Source organism: Alteromonas oceanisediminis (assembly GCF_018474025.1).
GTDB lineage: Bacteria > Pseudomonadota > Gammaproteobacteria > Enterobacterales > Alteromonadaceae > Alteromonas_E > Alteromonas_E oceanisediminis.
The window spans coordinates 169,069-189,686 of record NZ_JAHCTA010000007.1 but is presented as its reverse complement, the minus strand read 5'-3'; the positions used below and the strand labels follow the sequence as shown (position 1 = coordinate 189,686).

Below are 20,618 nucleotides of genomic sequence, written 5' to 3'. Positions count from 1 at the left end.
ACAAAGAAACGTCATTGCAGCGAAGGCTGCAACCTCCTTGGGTTGCCAGCAATCCTTTTTCAAATAACTCAAGCTGTGATGCTATGAAGCCAATCCTGTTGTGTAGGGAACTGTGAAAATATACGACGAATATCGGATAAATTCATATCATGTTTCAGACAAAGTCTGATATAAATGAATGTTAATTAAATAATCTGCTCGACCTAGTGACCGCGCTTTGATGCGTTAAAGGGTTTTGCGCATTTTTGAGAAATAGCCATATCATGAAATGGTTGCCTATACTGCTAGCGCTATCGTTACCCGTTGCTTCTGCCACTGATAAGCTTCCCGAGCTTACGTGGTGTGTTGACCACTTACCTGACCGTCACGCTTTTATTGGCAACGACGTTGTTGGGCCTACAGTCGACTTCATGGTAACGCTTTCTAAAGAAGCTCAGTTTACGCTATTGTATGAACGCGAAGCGACATTTGCAGATTGTCTATCATCCCTTGCCGAGGGGCGACACGACTTACTTGTCGCCATCAATTATAGCGAAGAACGCGCCAGATTTATGGATTTAATACCGCTATACGATGCACTGCCAGAACAGTTATTCGTTAAACGGTCCATGCGTTCAGTTAAGACCACGCAGGTTAACAACATCACAGCGGCAACCATCGGCGTTCCAATAGGGTATGTGTTTAATAGCAATGAATTTGCGTTACTGGTGACTAACAACACGATGGTTGAAGTTGATAGTATCGAAAATGGATTAGCAATGCTTTACTACGACCACATTGATGTGCTGATAGCTCCGGCGTTGTCAACGGCTTCAATTATTCAAAAGAATCGACGCTTACAGGAATCTCTCGGTGTGTTGCCGGTAAAGTTAACCACAAGTGAACGGCGCAGTGTGCATTTGGGGATGTGTAAAAGGTGTGACATCAGTGCACCAGTGAGGCTACGAATTACACAGGCCATTGAAAAGCTCAAGGCCGATAATCAGATACTGCCTATAATGTACCCAGAGATACAGTTTAATTATCTTTCTCAGTACGACTAACGGGTTAGTGGCCCCGGTTGGCGGCTTTCGATACGCGCTTTAAGTCAACTAGTCGAGCAAGGCAATATAGGTCGTGTGGCTCTGAATTAGAATTATTTTGAGCCTCGTGAAATATTTCTAGTCGCACTCAGGTCTATTTGATGGAAGGCGTATACCGATTATTTTAACACCCATAGAGCAGGAACTTATCATTATGAAATCAGTAAATAAAACATCTATCGCGACTGCACTCGGCGCAGTGGTTATTGGTTCATTGGCGACAGTGAGTTTGCAAGCAAACGCCAGTCCTTTCGGGGCTCAATCATTAGAAGCGGGTTATCAAACCATTGCTGCTGAAGGCAAATGCGGCGAAGGCAAATGTGGTGGTGACAAAGCGAAGAAAGATTCAGAAGGTAAATGTGGCGAAGGCAAGTGCGGCGGCGACAAAGCGAAAAAAGCCACTGAAGGCAAATGTGGCGAAGGCAAGTGCGGCGGCGACAAAGCGAAAAAAGCCACTGAAGGCAAATGTGGCGAAGGCAAGTGCGGCGGCGACAAAGCGAAAAAAGCCACTGAAGGCAAATGTGGCGAAGGCAAGTGCGGCGGCGACAAAGCGAAAAAAGCCACTGAAGGCAAATGTGGCGAAGGCAAGTGCGGCGGCGACAAAGCGAAAAAAGCCACTGAAGGCAAATGCGGCGAAGGCAAGTGCGGCGGCGATAAAGCGAAAAAAGCCACTGAAGGCAAATGTGGCGAAGGCAAGTGCGGCGGCCAAGCATAATAAGCGTAACGCGTTGCTGAAGTGCAATGTATTTGAAGCCGGTGATGTACCGGCTTTTTTTGTCGTTAGCCATGGTGTCTTGAGATTTAAGAGGTGAATGTATGTCATTGACAGGTGCAGGATTGGGTCTTCGTCGAGAAATGCTGGATGATGTATTGCAATCCATGCCATCTGATGTCGACTTTTGGGAAATTGCGCCTGAAAATTGGATGACTCTCGGCGGCGCCTACGAGAAAAAACTCTCGCGTCTCACGCAGGCATATCAATTCACCAGTCATGGATTGTCTCTGTCGATTGGCAGCTTAGACAAATTGGATACGACATTTGTCAACGATGTGAATCGCTTTTTGCGACAGCACTCGATATCGGTGTATAGCGAACATCTAAGCTATTGTTCCGATAATGGTCATATGTATGATCTGATGCCGATTCCGTTTACACAGGATGCTATCGCACATGTGGTCGAACGGGTTGAAAGAGTGCAGGATATTATTCAGCGTCCTCTTGTGCTGGAAAATGTGTCTTACTATCTGGCTCCAGGACAAGAAATATCAGAACTGGAGTTTACTCAGGAAGTCCTCAAGCGCTCGGGCTGTGAGATGCTGCTCGATGTAAATAACGTTTATGTCAATTCAGTAAACCATCGCTATGACGCCAAGTCTTTCATAAGCGCTATACCGGCAGGCAAGGTGGTTTATGGCCATATTGCCGGGCATTACGACGAAGCGGATGACCTGAAGGTCGACACTCACGGTGCTGACGTAATTCCACAAGTGTGGGAATTACTTAAGTTTGCGTATGAAACCCACGGAGTTTTTCCTACGTTGCTAGAACGTGACTTCAACATTCCCCCCTTGGCTGATTTGATTGGGGAAGTCAAAAAAATCAAACGGATACAGGGTGATGTGTTAAGTCAATCTGCCTCCACTGCGCATCAGGTATTTTCGGCGTGAGTGAGTTCAGTCAGGTGCAACATCAATTTAGTGCTCACCTCAAAGACCCAGAAAATAACGCCTATGATGATGCAGAAGAGCGTCGAATGACCATTTATCGGGAACTCTTCTTTAACAATATCGTCAGCTTTCTTGATAGCAGCTTCCCTGTATTAGCCAGTCTCTATGAACGTGAAAATTGGTTGCGACTGGCACGCCGTTTCTTTGCACAACATCATTGTCGCTCACCGTATTTTGTCGATATCAGCAAAGAGTTTGTTGAGTTTGTCGCAGAGGAATATCAGCTAGAAAGTGATGATCCTATATTCCTACCTGCTTTGGCGCACTATGAATGGCTTGAACTTGATGTATCTATACGTAAAGGCAGGTTCCCTGACAATGCGGGAAAATCACTGTGTGAAAACACGCAGTTGCGTATCTCGCCGCTTGCAAGCTTAGTCAGCTATTGTTACCCAGTGCATCAAATCAGCGCTGACTTTCAGCCAGATGCGCCCACAGATGATGTGTTTATCATTGTCTATCGTGACGCATTGGATAACGTTGAGTTTATACTCGTGAATCAAGTCACGGCGTTTTTGATCAACATCATTGAGCAATTCGAAGCACAAGATCATGAGCATCAGGGTGTACAATACGACGAGCTACTCAATGAGTTACAAACCGCTTTACCGGATTTCTCACCCGAACAGCTTAGCAGCGCACTGGATGATATCCTTGCCGATTTCTCTGACAAAGGCATTGTCTCGCTCGATTAAACGCGATTGTCACTGTCATTTTTGGCCTCATTCGATTACCATTTAGCGCTGTTTTTCGGTTCATCAAAAGGCGTATTACATGGGTAATAACTCCGACTTCAAAGAAGCATTTAACTGGTGGTATTTCGGTGCAATTTTGGTCACGCTGTTAGCGCTGCCTCTCATGCACGTGATTTTGGGCTGGATCGTGTTCTTTTTTAGTAATTAGCATTGAAGACTTATTGTGACTAAGGATTATATAAAATCGGTCGTGAAGACCATTCCTGACTACCCGAAGCCGGGTATTCAGTTCCGAGACGTAACCAGCGTACTAGAAGATCACACTGCATTTAGCAGCTGTATCGCGCTTATGGTAGAACAGTTTAAACCGCTCAATTTTGATAAAGTCGCAGGTACGGAAGCTCGTGGCTTTTTGTTTGGCGCGCCATTAGCGATAGAGTTAGGTATTGGGTTTATTCCGGTACGAAAGCCGGGCAAGTTACCGCGTGAGGTGATTTCTGAAAGCTATGAGCTTGAGTATGGTATCGATACGCTTGAAATTCACCAAGATGCAGTAAAACCCGGTGAGCGCGTACTGATGTTAGATGACTTACTCGCCACCGGTGGAACTATGATTGCGACAGCAAATCTTATCCGTCGTCTTGGCGGTATTGTTGAACACGCGGGTTTCGTTATTTCGCTACCTGATATCGGCGGTGAAGCAAAGCTTAGTGAACAGGGGATCCAATCTTTTGCGCTGTGCGAATTTGAAGGCGAATAAAATCTCATGAGTTATCAGGTCCTTGCGCGCAAGTGGCGTCCACGCCGTTTTTCCGAGTTAGTAGGGCAGGAGCATGTTGTTAATGCGATTTCTAATGCATTGGATAACGACCGGCTTCATCACGCTTATTTATTCACCGGAACACGAGGTGTGGGCAAGACCACTATTGCAAGGATCTTCGCCAAAAGTTTGAATTGCGAATCAGGCCAAAGCGCTAATCCTTGCGGCAAGTGTGATACCTGTATCGACATTGAACAGGGGCGCTTTGTTGATCTATTGGAAATTGACGCCGCGTCACGCACGAAAGTGGAAGATACGCGTGAGTTGCTGGATAACGTGCAATACCGGCCAACCCGTGGAGATTATAAAGTCTATTTGATTGATGAAGTGCATATGCTGTCAAAACACAGCTTCAATGCGCTTCTGAAAACGTTGGAAGAGCCACCGCCTCACGTTAAATTTTTGCTCGCAACAACTGATCCTCAAAAACTGCCAATCACCATTTTATCCCGCTGCCTGCAGTTTAATTTGAAAGCCTTGTCACGCGAACAAATCGCCAAACAACTTGCATTTGTACTCAATGAGGAATCCATTGAACATGAGGCTCAGGCGCTGCAACTGATTGCCAGGTCGGCGCAGGGAAGCATGCGGGATGCACTTAGTTTGACCGACCAAGCGATTGCACAGGGTAATAATCATGTTACTCAAGCGGTTGTGACAGATATGCTCGGCCTACTAGACCGGAATCATATCGTCAAGATTTTGCATGCACTTGCAACCAATCAGTCAAACGAGTTATTTGCGGTGATAGATGACGTGGCGCAGAAGTCGCCAGATTTTTCGCAGATTTTGAAGGAAATAAACGCCACGCTGCATCAAGTTGCGTTAACGCAGATAGTACCGGATGCCTGTAAATTGGACACCTCTCACGCGAAAACAATCTATCAACTATCAAAAATGCTCACTGCCGAACATGTGCAGTTGCTGTATCAGATCGGTGTTGATGGACTGCGCACCCTTGAGTTTGCGCCTGATCCACGCAGCGGTGTTGAGATGATCGTGTTGAGAATGCTCGCATTCAGTCCTATTGCTCCCATTTCTGATACGCAGAAAGTGATTACTCAGGCAAATGCACTTAGCACTGCACAGCCTGATGAAAAAGCCGTAGCGTCTCCAAACGCCACAGAAACATCAACAGTTTCAGTTGACACGACGCGTTCATCTGACTCGGAACTGATGCAACAGAATGCGCCTCAAACTCATTTCTCGAGTAGCGATGATGATGACGAACGACATCAGCAAATGCTGGCGGAACAACTCGACTACGAACAGCAAACCATAGAGCAGCAATCTAAAACGATGCGTTCTACACCCGCCAGCCAAGAAACCAAAGCGTCAGAGCAACAGCCTGTGGCGTCCGCTCCGCCAACATCGCCTCTTGAGCGTACTAAAGCTATGCTTGCGCTTCGCCAACGTATGCAGGAAGAGGCAAAAGAGACCGGAAAAAAGCCTGATAATGCGTCAAAGGAAGACGTACCTGCGTCTAGCTCGGTAGGGCGGGTTGAGCTAGATAGCGTGGATGTGACGCCAGCGCCTGTTGAAAAAAATGCCCCCACGCTGCCGGATTCGACGATGGATATGACGTCACTTTCAGCCTTTTTACCCAACGGTGATAAGTTAATCCAAGCGGCGCAAATCGATGAATGGTCTGCCATCGTCAATCAGCTTTCTATCGCAGCTTTAGTGAAACAAGTGGCAATCAACTCAACGTTTGAAAAAAACGATAATGAGATCACGCTTTTACTGGCCGAGGCTCAGCAGCATTTGCTGTCCAATACGGTTGAAGCACAGTTATCGCAAAGCTTGAAAGAGTGGTTCGGTTGCCCCATATCACTGCGAATTGAGGTGGGTATTCCAACCGACACGCCGTTTCAAATTCAACAACGAATTGATGACGTGCGGCTTGCACACGCAAAAGCGGTGGCGCAGGATGATCCGGCGATCAATCATTTATTATCTGCGTTCAATGCGAACGTGGTTGAAGACAGTATCACTCCCCGTTAAATGAAGAGGACAAAGTATGTTTAAAGGCGGCATGGGTAACATGATGAAACAAGCGCAGCAAATGCAAGAACGCATGCAAAAAGCGCAAGAGGAGCTCGCCAGTATAGAAGTGACCGGTGAATCGGGTGCTGGCATGGTCAAAGTCACTATGACCTGCAATCACAATGTACGTCGCGTCAACGTTGACGCTAGTTTACTGGACGATGACAAAGAAATGCTTGAGGATTTAGTCGCTGCGGCAGTGAACGATGCAGTCCGTCGCGTTCAACAAACAACTCAGGAAAAAATGTCGTCGGTCACCGGTGGAATGCAAATGCCTCCGGGCATGAAAATGCCGTTTTAACACGGGCGTCACGTGCTTATGTAAGATTGTCTCGGTGGAGTGAAAAAGTCACTGGGAATACCTCGATTGCGATTTGTAGCTACTAGTTAACTTTATGATTTTAAAAGCTAAATTATCTGGTTCGATTGTTGCTACAGTGCTGATGAGCAAGAACGTAGGCGCAAGTGCGCCAGTTATTTCAATAAGCTAATTGCAACAGTAAGGACATAGTATGGACATTTTACGCATCATCATCGCAATCCTATTGCCTCCGCTCGGCGTTTTTTTACAGGTGGGGTTAGGCGGCCAGTTTTGGCTGAATATTTTACTCACAATTTTAGGTTATTTCCCTGGGATTATTCATGCGGTGTATATTATTGCGAAACGCTAAGCCGGCGCACGTAAGCGAGGCAGCCTGTCACCCTGATTCACTTAGCCGAGCTGGCGTCTTTAGCGAAATAACTGATGCCAGCTAATTTCAGTCCATTGTTGAATGAATTGATTGATGCGCTGCGGGTACTCCCGGGCGTGGGGGGCAAAAGCGCTCAGCGCATGGCGTTTTCTTTGCTCGAGCGCAATCGCGACGGCGCATTGCGCTTGGGGCGTATTCTGCATGATGCTATGGAACACATTGACCATTGCAGTTCGTGCAGAACGTTCACAGAAAAAACGCAATGCTCTATTTGTGAGCATCCTGTACGCGGCACGGCAGAGACAATCTGTATTGTTGAAGCGCCACAAGACGTTTTAGCGATTGAGCAAACTGCACAATATCAGGGCCGCTACTTTGTGTTAATGGGGCATCTATCGCCACTGGATGGAATAGGTCCTGACGAAATTGGTCTAGAGCTACTCGCTACCCATCTGGATTCTGGGTCAATCAGTGAAGTTATTCTCGCGACCAACCCCACAGTAGAAGGTGAGGCTACTGCGCATTATATTGCCGACATGTGTCGTAAACGCTCTATTTCGGCGTCGCGAATTGCTCATGGAGTCCCCGTCGGTGGAGAACTCGAGTACATCGATGGAAATACCCTTGGCCATGCACTCAGCGGCCGCAGAGCCTTGTAAATTTTTGTACAACAACACTTGAAAAAACCAGTCTAGACCGCACCTCTCCCATTGAAAATAATTCGGTAGCGCAGAGTACACACTCTCGCATTATTAGCTTGATAAGGGAGACTTTGTCCAATGTCGCAAGCGACGCATCAAGAAACTCATGGTTTTCAAACAGAAGTGAAGCAATTGCTTCAACTCATGATCCACTCACTGTACTCAAATAAAGAAATTTTTCTTCGCGAGTTGGTCTCAAATGCCGCCGATGCGGCTGACAAATTGCGCTTTAAAGCGTTAACTGACGACAAATTGTATGAGAACGACGGTGACTTGCACGTTAAGCTAAGTGTCGATAAAGACGCGAAAACCATTACTATCGAAGATAATGGTATTGGCATGACGCGCGATGACGTGATCGAGAATTTGGGTACTATCGCAAAATCTGGAACCAAAGACTTTTTCAGTAAGCTGTCAGGTGATCAGGCTAAAGATGCGCAGCTGATTGGTCAATTCGGCGTCGGTTTTTACTCTGCCTTTATCGTGGCTGATAACGTCGTTGTGCGAACTCGTGCAGCGGGCGTAGAGCATGACCGTGGAGTTGAGTGGACGTCAAAAGGCGAGGGTGAGTTTACTATCGCTGATATTGAAAAAGTGACACGCGGTACTGAGATCGTTTTGCACATCAAAGAGGATGAAGCAGAATTCTTGGATGCTTGGAAACTTCGCTCTATCGTCAGCAAATATTCAGATCACATCAGTATTCCGGTTAAAATGTGGAAAGAGCCGGTGGAAGAAAAAGACGGTCCTGACGGTGAAAAGATACCCGCTCAGCCTGGCGAGTGGGAATCGGTTAACAAAGCCACAGCGTTATGGACGCGTGACAAATCAGACATTTCTGATGACGAGTACAAAGAGTTTTATAAGCACGTTTCGCATGATTACGGTGATCCACTGAGCTGGGCTCACAACAAAGTTGAAGGTAAGACTGAGTACACGAGCTTGTTGTATATTCCTGCCAAAGCCCCCTTTGACATGTGGAATCGCGATCACAAGCATGGATTGAAGCTTTATGTACAACGCGTTTTTATCATGGACGACGCGGAACAATTTATGCCAACGTACTTGCGCTTTGTGAAGGGGTTGCTCGATAGCAATGACCTTCCTTTGAACGTGTCCCGCGAAATCTTGCAAGACAATAAAATTTCGCAGGCGTTGCGTCAGGGTTGTACCAAGCGTGTGTTACAAATGTTGGAAAAAATGGCGAAGAATGATGTTGAGCAGTATCAACAGTTCTGGTCAGAGTTTGGTAGCGTACTGAAAGAAGGTCCAGCTGAAGACTTTAGCAACCGCGAAAAAATCGCCGGATTACTGCGCTTTGCGTCTACGCATGAAGACAGTAGTGCACAGAACGTTTCGCTGGATGCTTACATCGAACGCATGAAGGAAGGTCAGGAGAAAATCTATTATGTGACTGCGGATAGCTATCAAGCAGCAAAGAACAGTCCGCACCTGGAAATCTTCCGCAAAAAAGGAATTGAAGTGCTGTTGCTGTCGGAGCGGATTGATGAGTGGCTGATGTCGCACCTGACAGAATATAAAGACAAAAATTTGCAATCTATCGCGCGCAGTGATGTTGATTTATCTAACTTAGATGATGAAGAAAGCAAGAAGGCGCAAGAAGAAGCAGAAAAGCAAGTTGAAGGTGTGCTAGACAGAATAAAAACGGCGCTGGGTGATAAAATCATTGCAGCGAAGTTTACGCATCGTCTGACGGACTCGCCTGCCTGTATCGTCGCTGATGATAATGGCATGACAACGCAAATGATGAAGCTAATGCAGGCGGCTGGTCAGCCTGCGCCAGAAGTGAAGTATCACTTTGAGATCAACCCGGAACACGGGTTGATCAAGCACCTTGCAGAGTTGCAGGACGAAACGGCGTTTAAACAGTGGACAGAAGTGCTATTTGATCAAGCGGCATTGTCTGAACAAGGCAGTTTGGAAGACCCGTCTAGCTTTGTGCGGAATTTAAACACCTTACTAATGAGCTTGTCTAAATAAGTTCGAACAAGTAGGTTTAACCCTCTAAAAAGCGAGCGTTTACGCTCGCTTTTCTATGTGATTTGCAAAATTGACTGTTATCCACTGCTTTGCAATGATTTACGCCAACCCAAATGAATATCACTGGGTTCGGCTTGTCACTGTAACTCTGAATGTGTAAAGTGCCAGCAGACAATAAAAATTAGCGGAGAACGCATCAATGCGTATCATACTTTTAGGCGCCCCGGGAGCGGGTAAGGGCACACAGGCTCAATTTCTCATGGGCCGCTACGATATTCCTCAAATTAGCACGGGCGACATGCTTAGAGCTGCGATTAAAGCGGGAACCGAAATGGGCTTGGCAGCGAAGAAAGTCATGGATGAAGGTAAGTTAGTCTCGGATGAGATTATCATCGGGCTGGTAAAGGAGCGTATCGCGAAACCCGATTGCGACAATGGTTTTTTATTGGACGGGTTCCCTCGAACCATCCCACAAGCGGAAGCGATGGAAGAGGCCGGTGTTAAAGTTGACTACGTGCTCGAGTTTGACGTGTCCGATGATGTGATTGTGGAACGAATGAGTGGGCGCCGAGTGCATCCAGAATCTGGCCGTGTATATCATGTGGTTTATAACCCGCCCAAAGAAGAGGGTAAAGATGATAAAACGGGCGAGGATTTGGTGATACGCGACGATGATAAAGAAGAAACAGTACGTAAGCGGTTAGACATTTATCATCAGCAAACCAAGCCCCTCGTTGATTTTTATCAACAAGCAGCACAAGACGGAAAATGCCATTATCATCGACTCGATGGCACTAAGCCCGTTGCCGAGGTGAGCGACCAGTTGGCTGGTCTATTAGGTTAGCGAAAATAGGGCGATAGGCCCTATTTTTTTGTTTAAAAGTACGCGCGTGGGAAGGTTGCTATGCACCCAATTAGTCTTGAAATCACCGGCTTCTACGCCAGTCTACTGGCCGTCTGTTATCTGTACCTGTCTATATTGGTTGTCAACGCGCGTCGAAGCGCAAAAGTGAGTCTCGGGGATGGTGGTGATGCTGCTTTACTGCGATTATCACGGGCGCATGGTAATTTCGCCGAATACGTACCGTTGACGCTCATTCTTGCGCTGTGCCTAGAACTGAATACGCAATATTACTGGACAGTGCACATTGCCTTAATTCTACTTTTGTTTGGCCGGTTGGCGCATGCCTATGGTTTGCGACACCATTCTGGCGCGAGCTGGCAACGCGTGGTTGGTATGTTGAGCACCTTCGCGGCAATTATTGTATTAAGCGGCTTTAATTTGTTTTGGCTTTATTTTTAACCAAAGCGTGTACCGCGATCAACAACGCGGCCTAGCAATAAAAAACGGCGCTCAATGAGCGCCGTTTTTCTGTTTACCAGTGAGAAACTATCCAGGGAGGATTTTTCTCAGGCTCACTACACCGTAACTGGCTTTGTTCGAAAATTATTTGTTTTCGAGCAAATTACTGCCAATTTCGATTTTACGCGGTTTCTTCGCTTCTGGAATGACGCGCTCTAAATCAATGTGTAGCAAACCGTTTTCCAAATCAGCTGCGAGCACTTTCACATGGTCACCGAGCTGGAACTTGCGTTCGAAACTACGCTCAGAAATGCCTTTGTGTAAAAACTTGCGCTCCTCAGAAGATTTTTCTTCTTTGGTGCCGCTGATTTGCAGTGAATTTTCTTGCACTTCAATACTCACGTCGTCTTTACCAAAACCAGCAACAGCCATGGTAATACGATACTTATCATCAGCTAAAAGCTCGATGTTGTAAGGAGGATAAGTGCTTTGTTTTTCAGACCGAGTAGCAGCATCTACCAATGCAGCAAGATGGTCCGAACCGATAAATGAACGATAAAGTGGTGATAAATCAATAGTACGCATAGTCATATCCTTTCTATTAAGCAATATGTTTAAGTTAATGTGCCCCGTTCAACGACGGCGGCGGTTTTGACGGCCTCTGTTGAGCACCGACAACTGTAATTTATGTGCTGACACACACTTTTCAATACCCTTAAGCAAAAAAAATTAAAAATATTTTAATGCCAGCGTTGCGCCATTAACGCAGTGCAATAAACCAACGGTCTCCTCGGGGGATGTAAAAATTATCGAGGTCAAACGAAGCCAATACGCGGGTCGCTTTGCCACTCAATTCATGTCGTGGAACAAAACCATACACTCGGGAATCGACGCTATGGTTGCGGTTATCACCTAGCACCAGATAATGGTTGTCAGGCACATCGATGTAGCCAAAAGTTCGCAAACTGCTTGTGGCTTCTGTCAATTGCATAACGTGGCTGTGCCCGGGCAAGTGTTCAACTAACTGGTCTTTGGACATTTCATATTCGACCGCCTCACCGTTCACAAACAGACGGTTATCTTGCATCGCTATTCGGTCTCCGGGTAGGCCAATAATCCGTTTGATCAAGCGAATGTCTGCTGCTTCTGAATTAAAGGTGACGATATCGCCTCTTTGTGGGTCGCCAGTCTGCATGATGGCGATATCCGTGAACGGCACATCAAGACGATAGGCCATTTTGTCCACAAAAACTCTGTCGCCTTCAACAATGGTGGGCAGCATCGAACCACTTGGCACGTGATACCAGTCTGCAATACTACTGCGACACGCAAACAGAAGAAGCATAAAAGTAATGAAGCCGATATTGGCCCTGAACAGTTTGAGTATGTTATTCACAAAATGATTTCCTTGGTTACCGTGATTAAACTACTGACACCAGCCAGGCTAGAAAGTTGCTCCGCGTCGTGTACCGGATCGCCACAATACCGGGTACTGTCATAGATAACTCGGCAGAGGGCGACCCTATCGTACTGCAACTACACACTCATCCAGCCACCGTCTACGAGTAAATCCGCCGCGGTCATGTAGCTAGCGTCATCACTGGCGAGAAATACTGCGGCTTTCGCGATTTCTGTGGTAGTTCCAGAGCGGCCCAGTGGTGCTTGAGATTCTACCATGCTGATAAATCCCTCAAAGTCATCGTTATCCAGATTGGTGTTCGACGCAAAGTTTGTGCGAACAATGCCTGGGCTCAATGTATTCACTCGAATATTATTTACAGCCAGCTCACTCGCTAGAGTGCGGGTAAGCGAGCGGATTGCTGCCTTAGTGGCGAAGTACAAACTGCCTGTCGCTACCCCTTTTTCATGCACTGCTGAACCCGTCAGGATAACTGATCCGCCTCTGTTGATTAAAGGCACCAGCGCTTGAACAGTAAAAAACACACCTTTAACGTTCAGATCGAACTGCTGTTCAAAATCCGCTTCGGTCACATCCGTTAATGGCATGAAAATACCCGAGCCTGCATTGGCAACCAAAATATCAATGTGCCCAAATTGGGCTTTAATGTTTTCAGCCAGCGCATTAATCGCCTTAAGATCCGTTGCATCGCTTTTGACGGCATAAGCATTTTCGCCCAGTGCATTCACGGCCTGATCCAGCGTGCGCTGATCCCTGCCTGTGATGACAACTGATGCACCTTGCTCAATAAATTGCTGCGCAGTCGCCAGCCCGATACCACTATTACCGCCAGTGATCACGGCGACTTTACCCGTTAATTTTTGCATTGTCGTATCCTCTATAAAGTGAGTTTATTCATTGTCATCTATTGCCAATGACACGCTAACTCTACTGGCAGCATAGTCATGTTTGAAATGAAAAGAATATCTAACTATTATTAAAATTTTGCATAATGGGGCGTATGAAGAATATCGATTTAAATCTATTGAAGGTATTTGATGTCGTGATGACAGAACGCAATGTGTCCAAGGCGGCAGAAACCTTGTTTTTGTCGCAGCCAGCGGTCAGTCACGCGTTAACTCGCTTAAGGCATAGCATCGGTGATAAATTATTTGTCAAAGTGCCTAGCGGAGTGGCTCCTACGGCGAGAGCTGTCGAGTTAGCTCAGCCCATCCGCCAAGCTATTGCCATGCTTGAAAGTGCATTGTCTCCCGAGCGATTCGAACCCAGCACTTCAGAACGTACATTTCGAATCGCGGCACACGATTACTTTACGTCAGTCATCGCCGCACCGTTAGCGAAAGCGTTGGCCGAAAGAGCGCCAAACATGAGTGTTCGAGTTAGGCCAACCGCAGGCAGGGCGTTGGAGCAGCTCGACAGGCAAGAGGTGGATTTTGCCGTGTCGGCTTTTGGTGAAATTCCTAACCGTTTCGCAAGTCACGTGCTCATAGAAGACCGCTATGTTTGTGTTCTGTCTGCCCAACATCCGCTCGCGCATAAAAACTTAACAATGCAGGATTATTGCGCAGCACGACATTTGTTGGTTAGCCCGAAGGGCGATGAGCGTGGTTTCGTTGATACAGCGTTAGCGAAGCTAGGGAGAACCCGCCACATTGGTATGATCATCAACCAGTTTTCACCCGCTGGCAGTGTTGTAGAAAACACCGACCTTATCTTCACCGCGCCCCAGCGCATTGCGGAGCGCTTCTTATCTTCATGCCAAGTGGTGACTACAACTTGCCCCGTTGTGGCGCCGGATACGTTTACGACAACGCATTTAGTCTGGCACAATGACTTTGCGGGCTCTTCAGCGCATCAGTGGTTCATTGATACACTAGTCGCTGTGACGCGATGACTGCCCATGGCGCTGTTTGAGTACACCGACAACATCTTCTAAGCCGATGTTACTGGCCTGAAGCAATACCAATAAGTGATAGAGCAGGTCGGCTGATTCATTTTTCAGCTCGTCGATATCTTGCACTGTCGCGGCAAGCGCAGTTTCCACCCCTTCTTCGCCGACTTTTTGTGCAATACGCTTTATTCCCTTTGCGTACAATGATGCTGTGTAGCTGCTGTCAGGATCGGCTCCTTTACGAGCGGCCAACAGACGCTCTAAGTCAGCGATGAAAGTCACGGCTGGGGGAGGTGATTGACTCCAGCAACTTTCTGTTCCGGTGTGGCAGGTCGGCCCTTGAGGTTGCGCTAAAACCAACAGTGAATCGCTGTCACAATCTGCACTGATATCAATTAAGTTCAGGTAGTGTTGGGACGATTCCCCCTTGGTCCACAAGCGTTGCTTGGATCGGCTAAAAAACGTAACACGACCGCTACTGAGCGTTTCGCGCACCGCGTCTGTGTTCATAAATCCTTGCATCAATACTTTGCCGCTGAAAGCATCTTGCACGGTAGCAGGCAGCAGCCCGTTCATTTTATCCCACGCCAGGTTAGCCAGCGTATCGTGTGTGACGGTAAAAGCCATGATTAATCCTTCGCAAAATCGGTTCGAATACTGATGTTCTGTTCACGTAAAAATTGCTTGAGTGCTTCAATACTGATCACTGACTTGTGAAACACGGACGCGGCCAGTGCACCATCAACATCTGCTTGCTGATACGCGTCCGCAAAATGCTGCATGGTGCCAGCACCTCCAGATGCAATGAGTGGGACATCGCAGGCTGCGCGCACTGCCTTAAGCTGTTCGATATCGTAGCCTTGGCGCACACCGTCTTGATTCATGCAATTGAGTACAATTTCACCAGCACCGCGACGTTGGACTTCTCTGATCCAATCCACTGTTTGCCATTGGGTTTGCTGAGTTTTACTCTCATCACCCGTGAACTTATGCACTTCATACTGACCGGTTTCGGCGTTAAAGAAGCTATCGATACCGATCACAACGCACTGTTGCCCGTAAATATCATGCAGTTGATTAATGAGGTCAGGATTGTTCAGTGCGGGCGAATTAATCGAGATTTTATCGGCGCCCATTGCCAGAATACGCCCGGCATCTTCAACCGATTTAATACCTCCGGCCACACAAAAAGGGATATCAATCACTTGCGCAATACGGCTCACCCAACTCTTATCAACAACCCGTGCATCACTGGATGCGGTGATGTCATAAAACACTAGCTCATCAGCACCTTCCTGCGCATAGCGTTCGGCTAATGGAACGATGTCTCCGATAATTTCGTGGTTGCGAAATTGGACGCCTTTTACCACCAAGCCATCTTTCACGTCCAAGCAGGGTATTATGCGTTTTGCCAGCATTGAATAGCCTCCGCGACAGTAAATTTACCTTCTAACAGGGCGCGTCCGAGGATCACGCCTTTTACCCCGGTAGGCTTTAATACGCTGATATCGTCTAGTGAACCAATCCCCCCAGACGCTTGCCATGCGACGGTAGGAAAGCGAGCGCTCATTTCTGTATATAATTGATGGTTGGCACCGGCGAGAGTGCCATCGCGACTGATATCCGTGCACAGAACATGCTGAGCACCAGACGCTAACAAGTCCCCCAGTAAGTCGTCGAGAGCCACGCCGCTGTTTTCTTGCCAACCGTGTGTGGCGATGAGTTTGTTGCCCTGTGCATCAATGTTAATATCAAGTGCCAGTACAATACGTTCTCCGCCATAGGTGGTGAGCCACTGGCGTATCACATCCGGTTGTTTAACCGCTAGCGAGCCAATAACGACGCGCGAGACACCGATATCGAGCAGTTGCTTAACATCTGCTTCATGGCGAATGCCACCACCGGCCTGAAATCGCATTTTTCCCGTTTCTACCATACTTTTTATCAAGGCTAACTGACGCCTGTCAGTATCCTTTGCGCCGGTTAAATCAACGATATGCAACCACTGAGCACCTTGTTCGGCGTAGTCACTGACGACATCAATGGGGTTGACTGCATAATCTGTTTTTTGCGCATAGTCGCCTTGAAATAAGCGGACGACTTTACCGTCGATGAGATCGATTGCTGGAATTATCATTACAAACTCACAAAATTGTTCAGAAGCTTAGCGCCTGCAGGACCTGAGCGCTCAGGATGGAACTGAGCGCCAAAAAAATTATCGCGCTGAATGGCCGCCGAAAATGTGCTGCCGTACTCGCACGTTGCCAATGTATTTGCGAACGGTTTGACTGCGAAACTGTGCACAAAATAGAAATAGCTTCCCGCATCAATACCTTTGAATAGATCGTTCTGATGCGTTGGTGTAACGGTATTCCAGCCCATGTGCGGTAATCGCTTACCTATTGCCTCTAGGCGCTCTACCGCACCGGGTATAAGATCCAGACACTCCTTGCGTAATGACGTGCTTTCAGCCGACCAGCTCACCATCAACTGCATACCTAAACAAACACCAAGTACAGGTTGAGTCAAATCGCGTAGCGTGGGCGCTAAACCCTTAGCATGAATACTGGCCATGGCAGCGTTGGCACTGCCAACACCGGGTAAAATGACTTTATCGGCCCGCGTGATTATCTCAGGGTTGTCACTGACATCAACATCAACACCAAGGCGGTCAAACGCAAATTTGACTGACGCGATGTTAGCGCAGCCCGTATTCACAATCACAATTTGTTGCTTGCGAAGCCCAGCAGCCATATCTATAACGCTCCCTTACTGCTTGGCAGCGCATCACCTTGTTTGGTGATCGCTTGTCGTAACGCCCGACCAAATACTTTGAATAAGCTTTCTACCTGATGATGAGCATTCCCTTCTGTGGTAGAAAGGTGCAGGCTCAGGCCCATAGACTGAGCCATTGAATAGAAGAAGTGCTGAACCATTTCAGTTGCCATTTCACCCACCTGTTCGCGCGTGAAATTGGCCTTGAACACGAGGTGAGGGCGGTTAGAAATGTCCATAATGCATTCAGCACGGCACTCATCCATCGGCAGCGCAAAGCCAAATCGGCCAATACCACGCTTATCGCCAAGCGCTTTTTTCAAACATTCGCCCAGCGCCAGAGCAGTATCTTCAACACTGTGATGATCGTCAATGTGCAGGTCGCCGCTAACACTCAGGTCAAGCTCAAAACCGGCGTGAGTCGCTATCTGATCGAGCATATGATCGAAAAAACCCAGTCCGGTTTCGATGCGCGACTTCTCATCTGAGTCAAGGTTTACGCGAACGCGGATATCGGTTTCAGACGTTTTACGTACGACTTCGGCCACGCGCGAAGAGGCCAACAGTTGCTTTTCAATGCTCACCCAGTTCAGCCCCTGCGGAGAATATTTGAGACCTACAATACCCATGTTCTCGGCAAGCTGAATGTCAGTATCGCGATCACCAATCACGAATGAACGTGTAAAATCGATTTTTCCTTGCTGTAAATAATCTTTGACCAGCCCCAGTTTAGGTTTGCGGCAGCTGCACTGCTGCGAATCAAAATGCGGGCAAATCAACACATCGTCAAACACCACGCCCTGACTGGTAAACACTGACATCATCGCATTGTGTGCCAGCTCAAAATCTGCCTGTGGGAAGCTATCGGTACCTAAGCCATCCTGATTGGTCACCATCACCAAACGGAAACCTGCCGCTTGTAACTTTAACAGCACCGGAATGACGTTCGGCTCAAATTTAAGTTTTTCCAAACGGTCGAGCTGTTTGTCCACCGGTGGTTCTTCTACCAAGGTGCCATCGCGATCAATAAATAAAGTAGGCTGTTGCATTACGCCGTTTCTCCTCGGGTAAAAAAGTCGCGCATTAAACTGAGCAAACGCGTATTTTGCTCCGGCGTGCCCACGGAAATACGCAGGCATTGTTGTAAGTTGAGCTGTTTTGACTGGTCGCGGATCAGTAATCCGTTGTCGACTAAGTCCCGCATAAGCGCATCTTTTGCGGGAGTTCTAAACAAAATAAAATTAGCTTTCTGTGCGCCAACAAGCGTAACCTCATCCATTGCAGATAACGCATCAGTGAGCCGCTGCCGCTCCGTTTCAATGATGTCCACCTGCTCACGCATACGGGCAATCGGGTCTTCACCGAGCGCTTGTGCGGCAATCTGCGCTACAGGCTCAGGGATCGGGTAAGGGGCAATGACTTTCAGTAGCGTCTGTATAATAGCGTCAGAAGCCAGCGTGAAGCCGCACCGCAAGCCAGCCAGTGCAAATGCTTTGGAAAGCGTTCTTAGTATCACCAAATGCGGGTAGCGCTGCAGTGCAGAAGCCCAATTGTCACTGAACGCGAATTCGATATAAGCTTCATCGACGACGACAAGCGCTTTATCTGCGCAGTGCTCAAGCACACGTATAATATCTTCTTTAGCCACCTGAGTGCCGGTGGGATTGTTGGGAGAGCAGATGAAGACCAAACTGACATCGCCAGCCTGTTGGCAAATGCTGTCAACATCTAAACTAAAATCACTGTGTTGAGGTACTTTAATCACGCTCACGTCACAGGTTTCCGCACTGATCGCATACATGCCGTAGGTTGGCGGGCAAATCATAATACTTGAACGACCGGGCCGGCAGAATGCACGGATCAATAACTCAATGCCTTCGTCCGCACCGCGCGTTACCAGTACATTTTGCGGCATAACGCCTGCATACGCGGCATACTGTTCCACAACTGATACCGGCTGGCATGCCGGATAGCGATTGAGCTTAGTGTCGTCAAGCTGATACGGGTTGGCGTAGGGTGACTCATTGGCATTAAGCCAATCCTGACCGCCAGCATACAGCCGCCGAGCTGACTCGTAAGGTGCCAGCGTGGCGATATTGGGATTGGTTAAGCGTGCGATCAGATTGCTCATGAAGACACCCCCGAATCATTGGCTTTAGCGTTAAGCGCGTCGGTTCGCAGAGAAACTGCTTTGGCGTGTGCATCAAGTCCCTCGGCCTGCGACAGCGCAATCAGCGAGGGGGCCAGTGCTTTAAAGCCAGACTCTGTCAGCTCCTGCACGGTAAAGCGGCGCATAAAATCGAGCAGCCCTAAACTAGAATACATGCGTGAGTAACCGTAAGTGGGTAACACATGATTCGTTCCACTGGCGTAGTCACCGGCCGATTCTGGCGACCACTGCCCTAGAAATACCGACCCAGCATGCCGTATTTTGCTTAGCCATCCTCGCGCGTTGTCAGCTTGCACAATCAAATGTTCCGGCGCATAAGCGTTACTCACCTCAATCGCTTCAGCAAATGATTCGGTTAAGATATAACGCCCGTGTTGCATGGCGGCTCTGGCAATTTCATTACGGTTTAGTTGTTCAAGTTGTCGGTCGACTTCACGCGTGACCTGATTGATCAGTTTTTCGCTATTGCACACCAGCACAGCTTGAGAGTCTCGACCATGTTCCGCCTGAGACAGCATGTCAGCGGCGATGAAAGCGGGGTTGGCGTAGGCATCTGCCAACACTAAAACTTCAGATGGCCCAGCGGGCATATCAATCGCTGCGCCGCTTGCTGTCGTGCTGACCTGTTGCTTAGCCTCGGTGACAAAGCTATTGCCCGGGCCATAAATTTTATCCACTTTGGGAATTGATGCTGTACCAAACGCCATGGCAGCAATCGCTTGAGCGCCCCCGCATAGGAAAATCTGCGAGATGCCACACAGCTTCGCCGCGTAACGAATTTCTGCCGCAATCTGCCCCTTGCTGTTTGGTGGGGTGCAGAGTATGCGCTGGCGGCACTCTGCCACTTGAGCGGGAACGCCTAACATCAGTACGGTTGAAGGCAAGGGAGCCGTTCCACCGGGGATGTAAAGCCCCACACTGTCGAGTGCAACTGTGCGTTGCTCACAAAACACACCGGGTTGAGTCTGTAACGTGATATCCGTCGGACGTTGTGCTTCGTGAAAACGCCTGATGTTGTCATAAGCAACATGGATCGCCGCTTTAATCTCTTCGTCTAACTCGTCTTCCGCGCAAGCAAGCGCGTCACTGGACAATGCTAACGCGTTGAGTTTGGCCTTGTCGAACTCTTGAGTGAGGGCTAATACCGCTTTATCACCCTCCTTTTGCACTCGCGCAATAATGCCAGAAACGGTCTGTTTGAGTGATGTTGCGTCGGCTAATGCTGGGCGAGCCAACACTTTTCGTTGTTCTTCAGCTGAGAGTAAATTCCACTTAATCATTGTGATCTGCTTCG

24 protein-coding genes are annotated in these 20,618 nt (G+C 47.9%); 14 read left to right on the top strand and 10 right to left on the bottom strand.

The genetic code is table 11. The annotated features are described in order from the left end of the window. The first annotated feature begins 263 nt into the window (after positions 1 to 263). From KIU71_RS13840 to KIU71_RS13785, 13 genes are all read left to right on the top strand, one after another. The gene (locus KIU71_RS13840) at positions 264 to 1,043 is read left to right on the top strand and encodes a substrate-binding periplasmic protein (RefSeq protein WP_214131881.1); all 780 of its coding nucleotides are present in this window, start codon (positions 264 to 266) and stop codon (positions 1,041 to 1,043) included. Between the two features lie 193 nt (positions 1,044 to 1,236). After that, complete coding sequence (locus tag KIU71_RS13835) at positions 1,237 to 1,797, top strand: HvfA family oxazolone/thioamide-modified RiPP metallophore (RefSeq protein WP_214131880.1); 561 nt, start codon at positions 1,237 to 1,239, stop codon at positions 1,795 to 1,797. Positions 1,798 to 1,898: 101 nt separating this feature from the next. Further along, entirely contained in the window at positions 1,899 to 2,750 is an 852-nt protein-coding gene (locus tag KIU71_RS13830; RefSeq protein ID WP_214131879.1) for an HvfB family MNIO-type RiPP peptide maturase, read from the top strand. After that, complete coding sequence (locus KIU71_RS13825; RefSeq protein WP_214131878.1) at positions 2,747 to 3,505, top strand: HvfC family RiPP maturation protein; 759 nt, start codon at positions 2,747 to 2,749, stop codon at positions 3,503 to 3,505. Before KIU71_RS13830 ends, KIU71_RS13825 begins: the two co-directional genes overlap by 4 nt. Before the next feature lie 79 nt (positions 3,506 to 3,584). Continuing rightward, positions 3,585 to 3,713, top strand: coding sequence for a hypothetical protein (locus KIU71_RS17960; RefSeq protein WP_261348343.1), 129 nt, complete (start codon positions 3,585 to 3,587; stop codon positions 3,711 to 3,713). A gap of 15 nt (positions 3,714 to 3,728) precedes the next feature. Continuing rightward, complete coding sequence (gene apt / locus KIU71_RS13820; protein WP_214131877.1) at positions 3,729 to 4,265, top strand: adenine phosphoribosyltransferase; 537 nt, start codon at positions 3,729 to 3,731, stop codon at positions 4,263 to 4,265. Between the two features lie 6 nt (positions 4,266 to 4,271). Beyond that, positions 4,272 to 6,329: a DNA polymerase III subunit gamma/tau gene (gene dnaX, locus KIU71_RS13815; RefSeq protein ID WP_214131876.1), complete on the top strand. Its 2,058-nt coding sequence runs from the start codon at positions 4,272 to 4,274 to the stop codon at positions 6,327 to 6,329. A 16-nt stretch (positions 6,330 to 6,345) separates the two neighbouring features. Next, the gene (locus tag KIU71_RS13810; RefSeq protein WP_214131875.1) at positions 6,346 to 6,672 is read left to right on the top strand and encodes a YbaB/EbfC family nucleoid-associated protein; all 327 of its coding nucleotides are present in this window, start codon (positions 6,346 to 6,348) and stop codon (positions 6,670 to 6,672) included. A gap of 211 nt (positions 6,673 to 6,883) precedes the next feature. Then, complete coding sequence (locus tag KIU71_RS13805) at positions 6,884 to 7,042, top strand: YqaE/Pmp3 family membrane protein (RefSeq protein ID WP_214131874.1); 159 nt, start codon at positions 6,884 to 6,886, stop codon at positions 7,040 to 7,042. Between the two features lie 74 nt (positions 7,043 to 7,116). After that, on the top strand, positions 7,117 to 7,722 hold the full coding sequence (gene recR / locus KIU71_RS13800) for a recombination mediator RecR (RefSeq protein ID WP_214131873.1): 606 nt from the start codon (positions 7,117 to 7,119) through the stop codon (positions 7,720 to 7,722). A 120-nt stretch (positions 7,723 to 7,842) separates the two neighbouring features. Continuing rightward, entirely contained in the window at positions 7,843 to 9,765 is a 1,923-nt protein-coding gene (gene htpG, locus KIU71_RS13795) for a molecular chaperone HtpG (RefSeq protein WP_214131872.1), read from the top strand. Between the two features lie 199 nt (positions 9,766 to 9,964). Then, positions 9,965 to 10,609, top strand: a complete 645-nt coding sequence (gene adk / locus KIU71_RS13790) for an adenylate kinase (RefSeq protein WP_214131871.1) — start codon at positions 9,965 to 9,967, stop codon at positions 10,607 to 10,609. 60 nt (positions 10,610 to 10,669) lie between these two features. After that, positions 10,670 to 11,068, top strand: coding sequence for an MAPEG family protein (locus tag KIU71_RS13785; protein WP_250207508.1), 399 nt, complete (start codon positions 10,670 to 10,672; stop codon positions 11,066 to 11,068). Positions 11,069 to 11,212: 144 nt separating this feature from the next. Here KIU71_RS13785 and KIU71_RS13780 read toward each other — a convergent pair whose 3' ends face one another. The 3 genes from KIU71_RS13780 to KIU71_RS13770 form a co-directional block, all read right to left on the bottom strand. Then, positions 11,213 to 11,653, bottom strand: a complete 441-nt coding sequence (locus tag KIU71_RS13780) for an Hsp20 family protein (protein WP_214131870.1) — start codon at positions 11,651 to 11,653, stop codon at positions 11,213 to 11,215. 175 nt (positions 11,654 to 11,828) lie between these two features. Beyond that, the gene (lepB, locus tag KIU71_RS13775; RefSeq protein ID WP_315853297.1) at positions 11,829 to 12,464 is read right to left on the bottom strand and encodes a signal peptidase I; all 636 of its coding nucleotides are present in this window, start codon (positions 12,462 to 12,464) and stop codon (positions 11,829 to 11,831) included. Positions 12,465 to 12,604: 140 nt separating this feature from the next. After that, positions 12,605 to 13,354: a glucose 1-dehydrogenase gene (locus tag KIU71_RS13770; protein WP_214131869.1), complete on the bottom strand. Its 750-nt coding sequence runs from the start codon at positions 13,352 to 13,354 to the stop codon at positions 12,605 to 12,607. Between the two features lie 134 nt (positions 13,355 to 13,488). Between KIU71_RS13770 and KIU71_RS13765 the strand changes: the two genes are divergently transcribed. After that, the gene (locus KIU71_RS13765; RefSeq protein ID WP_214131868.1) at positions 13,489 to 14,382 is read left to right on the top strand and encodes a LysR substrate-binding domain-containing protein; all 894 of its coding nucleotides are present in this window, start codon (positions 13,489 to 13,491) and stop codon (positions 14,380 to 14,382) included. Here KIU71_RS13765 and hisIE read toward each other — a convergent pair. The 7 genes from hisIE to hisD are packed head-to-tail and all read right to left on the bottom strand — an operon-like array spanning position 14,362 to position 20,604. After that, positions 14,362 to 15,006 (bottom strand): bifunctional phosphoribosyl-AMP cyclohydrolase/phosphoribosyl-ATP diphosphatase HisIE, encoded by a 645-nt coding sequence (hisIE, locus tag KIU71_RS13760; RefSeq protein WP_214131867.1) that lies wholly within the window; start codon positions 15,004 to 15,006, stop codon positions 14,362 to 14,364. The two genes, KIU71_RS13765 and hisIE, sit on opposite strands and share 21 nt — an antisense overlap. Before the next feature lie 2 nt (positions 15,007 to 15,008). Continuing rightward, a complete protein-coding gene (hisF, locus tag KIU71_RS13755; protein ID WP_214131866.1) occupies positions 15,009 to 15,797 on the bottom strand; it encodes an imidazole glycerol phosphate synthase subunit HisF in 789 nt (262 codons plus the stop codon). Further along, positions 15,779 to 16,516, bottom strand: coding sequence for a 1-(5-phosphoribosyl)-5-[(5-phosphoribosylamino)methylideneamino]imidazole-4-carboxamide isomerase (hisA, locus tag KIU71_RS13750; RefSeq protein ID WP_214131865.1), 738 nt, complete (start codon positions 16,514 to 16,516; stop codon positions 15,779 to 15,781). The genes hisF and hisA overlap by 19 nt, the downstream gene beginning before the upstream one ends. Continuing rightward, positions 16,516 to 17,133, bottom strand: coding sequence for an imidazole glycerol phosphate synthase subunit HisH (gene hisH, locus KIU71_RS13745; RefSeq protein ID WP_214131864.1), 618 nt, complete (start codon positions 17,131 to 17,133; stop codon positions 16,516 to 16,518). Before hisH ends, hisA begins: the two co-directional genes overlap by 1 nt. 2 nt (positions 17,134 to 17,135) lie before the next feature. Continuing rightward, positions 17,136 to 18,203 carry a bifunctional histidinol-phosphatase/imidazoleglycerol-phosphate dehydratase HisB gene (gene hisB / locus KIU71_RS13740; RefSeq protein WP_214131863.1) on the bottom strand — a complete coding sequence of 356 codons (1,068 nt, stop codon included), beginning with the start codon at positions 18,201 to 18,203 and terminating at the stop codon, positions 17,136 to 17,138. Beyond that, on the bottom strand, positions 18,203 to 19,285 hold the full coding sequence (hisC, locus tag KIU71_RS13735) for a histidinol-phosphate transaminase (RefSeq protein WP_214131862.1): 1,083 nt from the start codon (positions 19,283 to 19,285) through the stop codon (positions 18,203 to 18,205). Before hisC ends, hisB begins: the two co-directional genes overlap by 1 nt. Next, positions 19,282 to 20,604, bottom strand: a complete 1,323-nt coding sequence (gene hisD / locus KIU71_RS13730; protein ID WP_214131861.1) for a histidinol dehydrogenase — start codon at positions 20,602 to 20,604, stop codon at positions 19,282 to 19,284. Before hisD ends, hisC begins: the two co-directional genes overlap by 4 nt. Between the last annotated feature and the right edge of the window lie 14 nt (positions 20,605 to 20,618).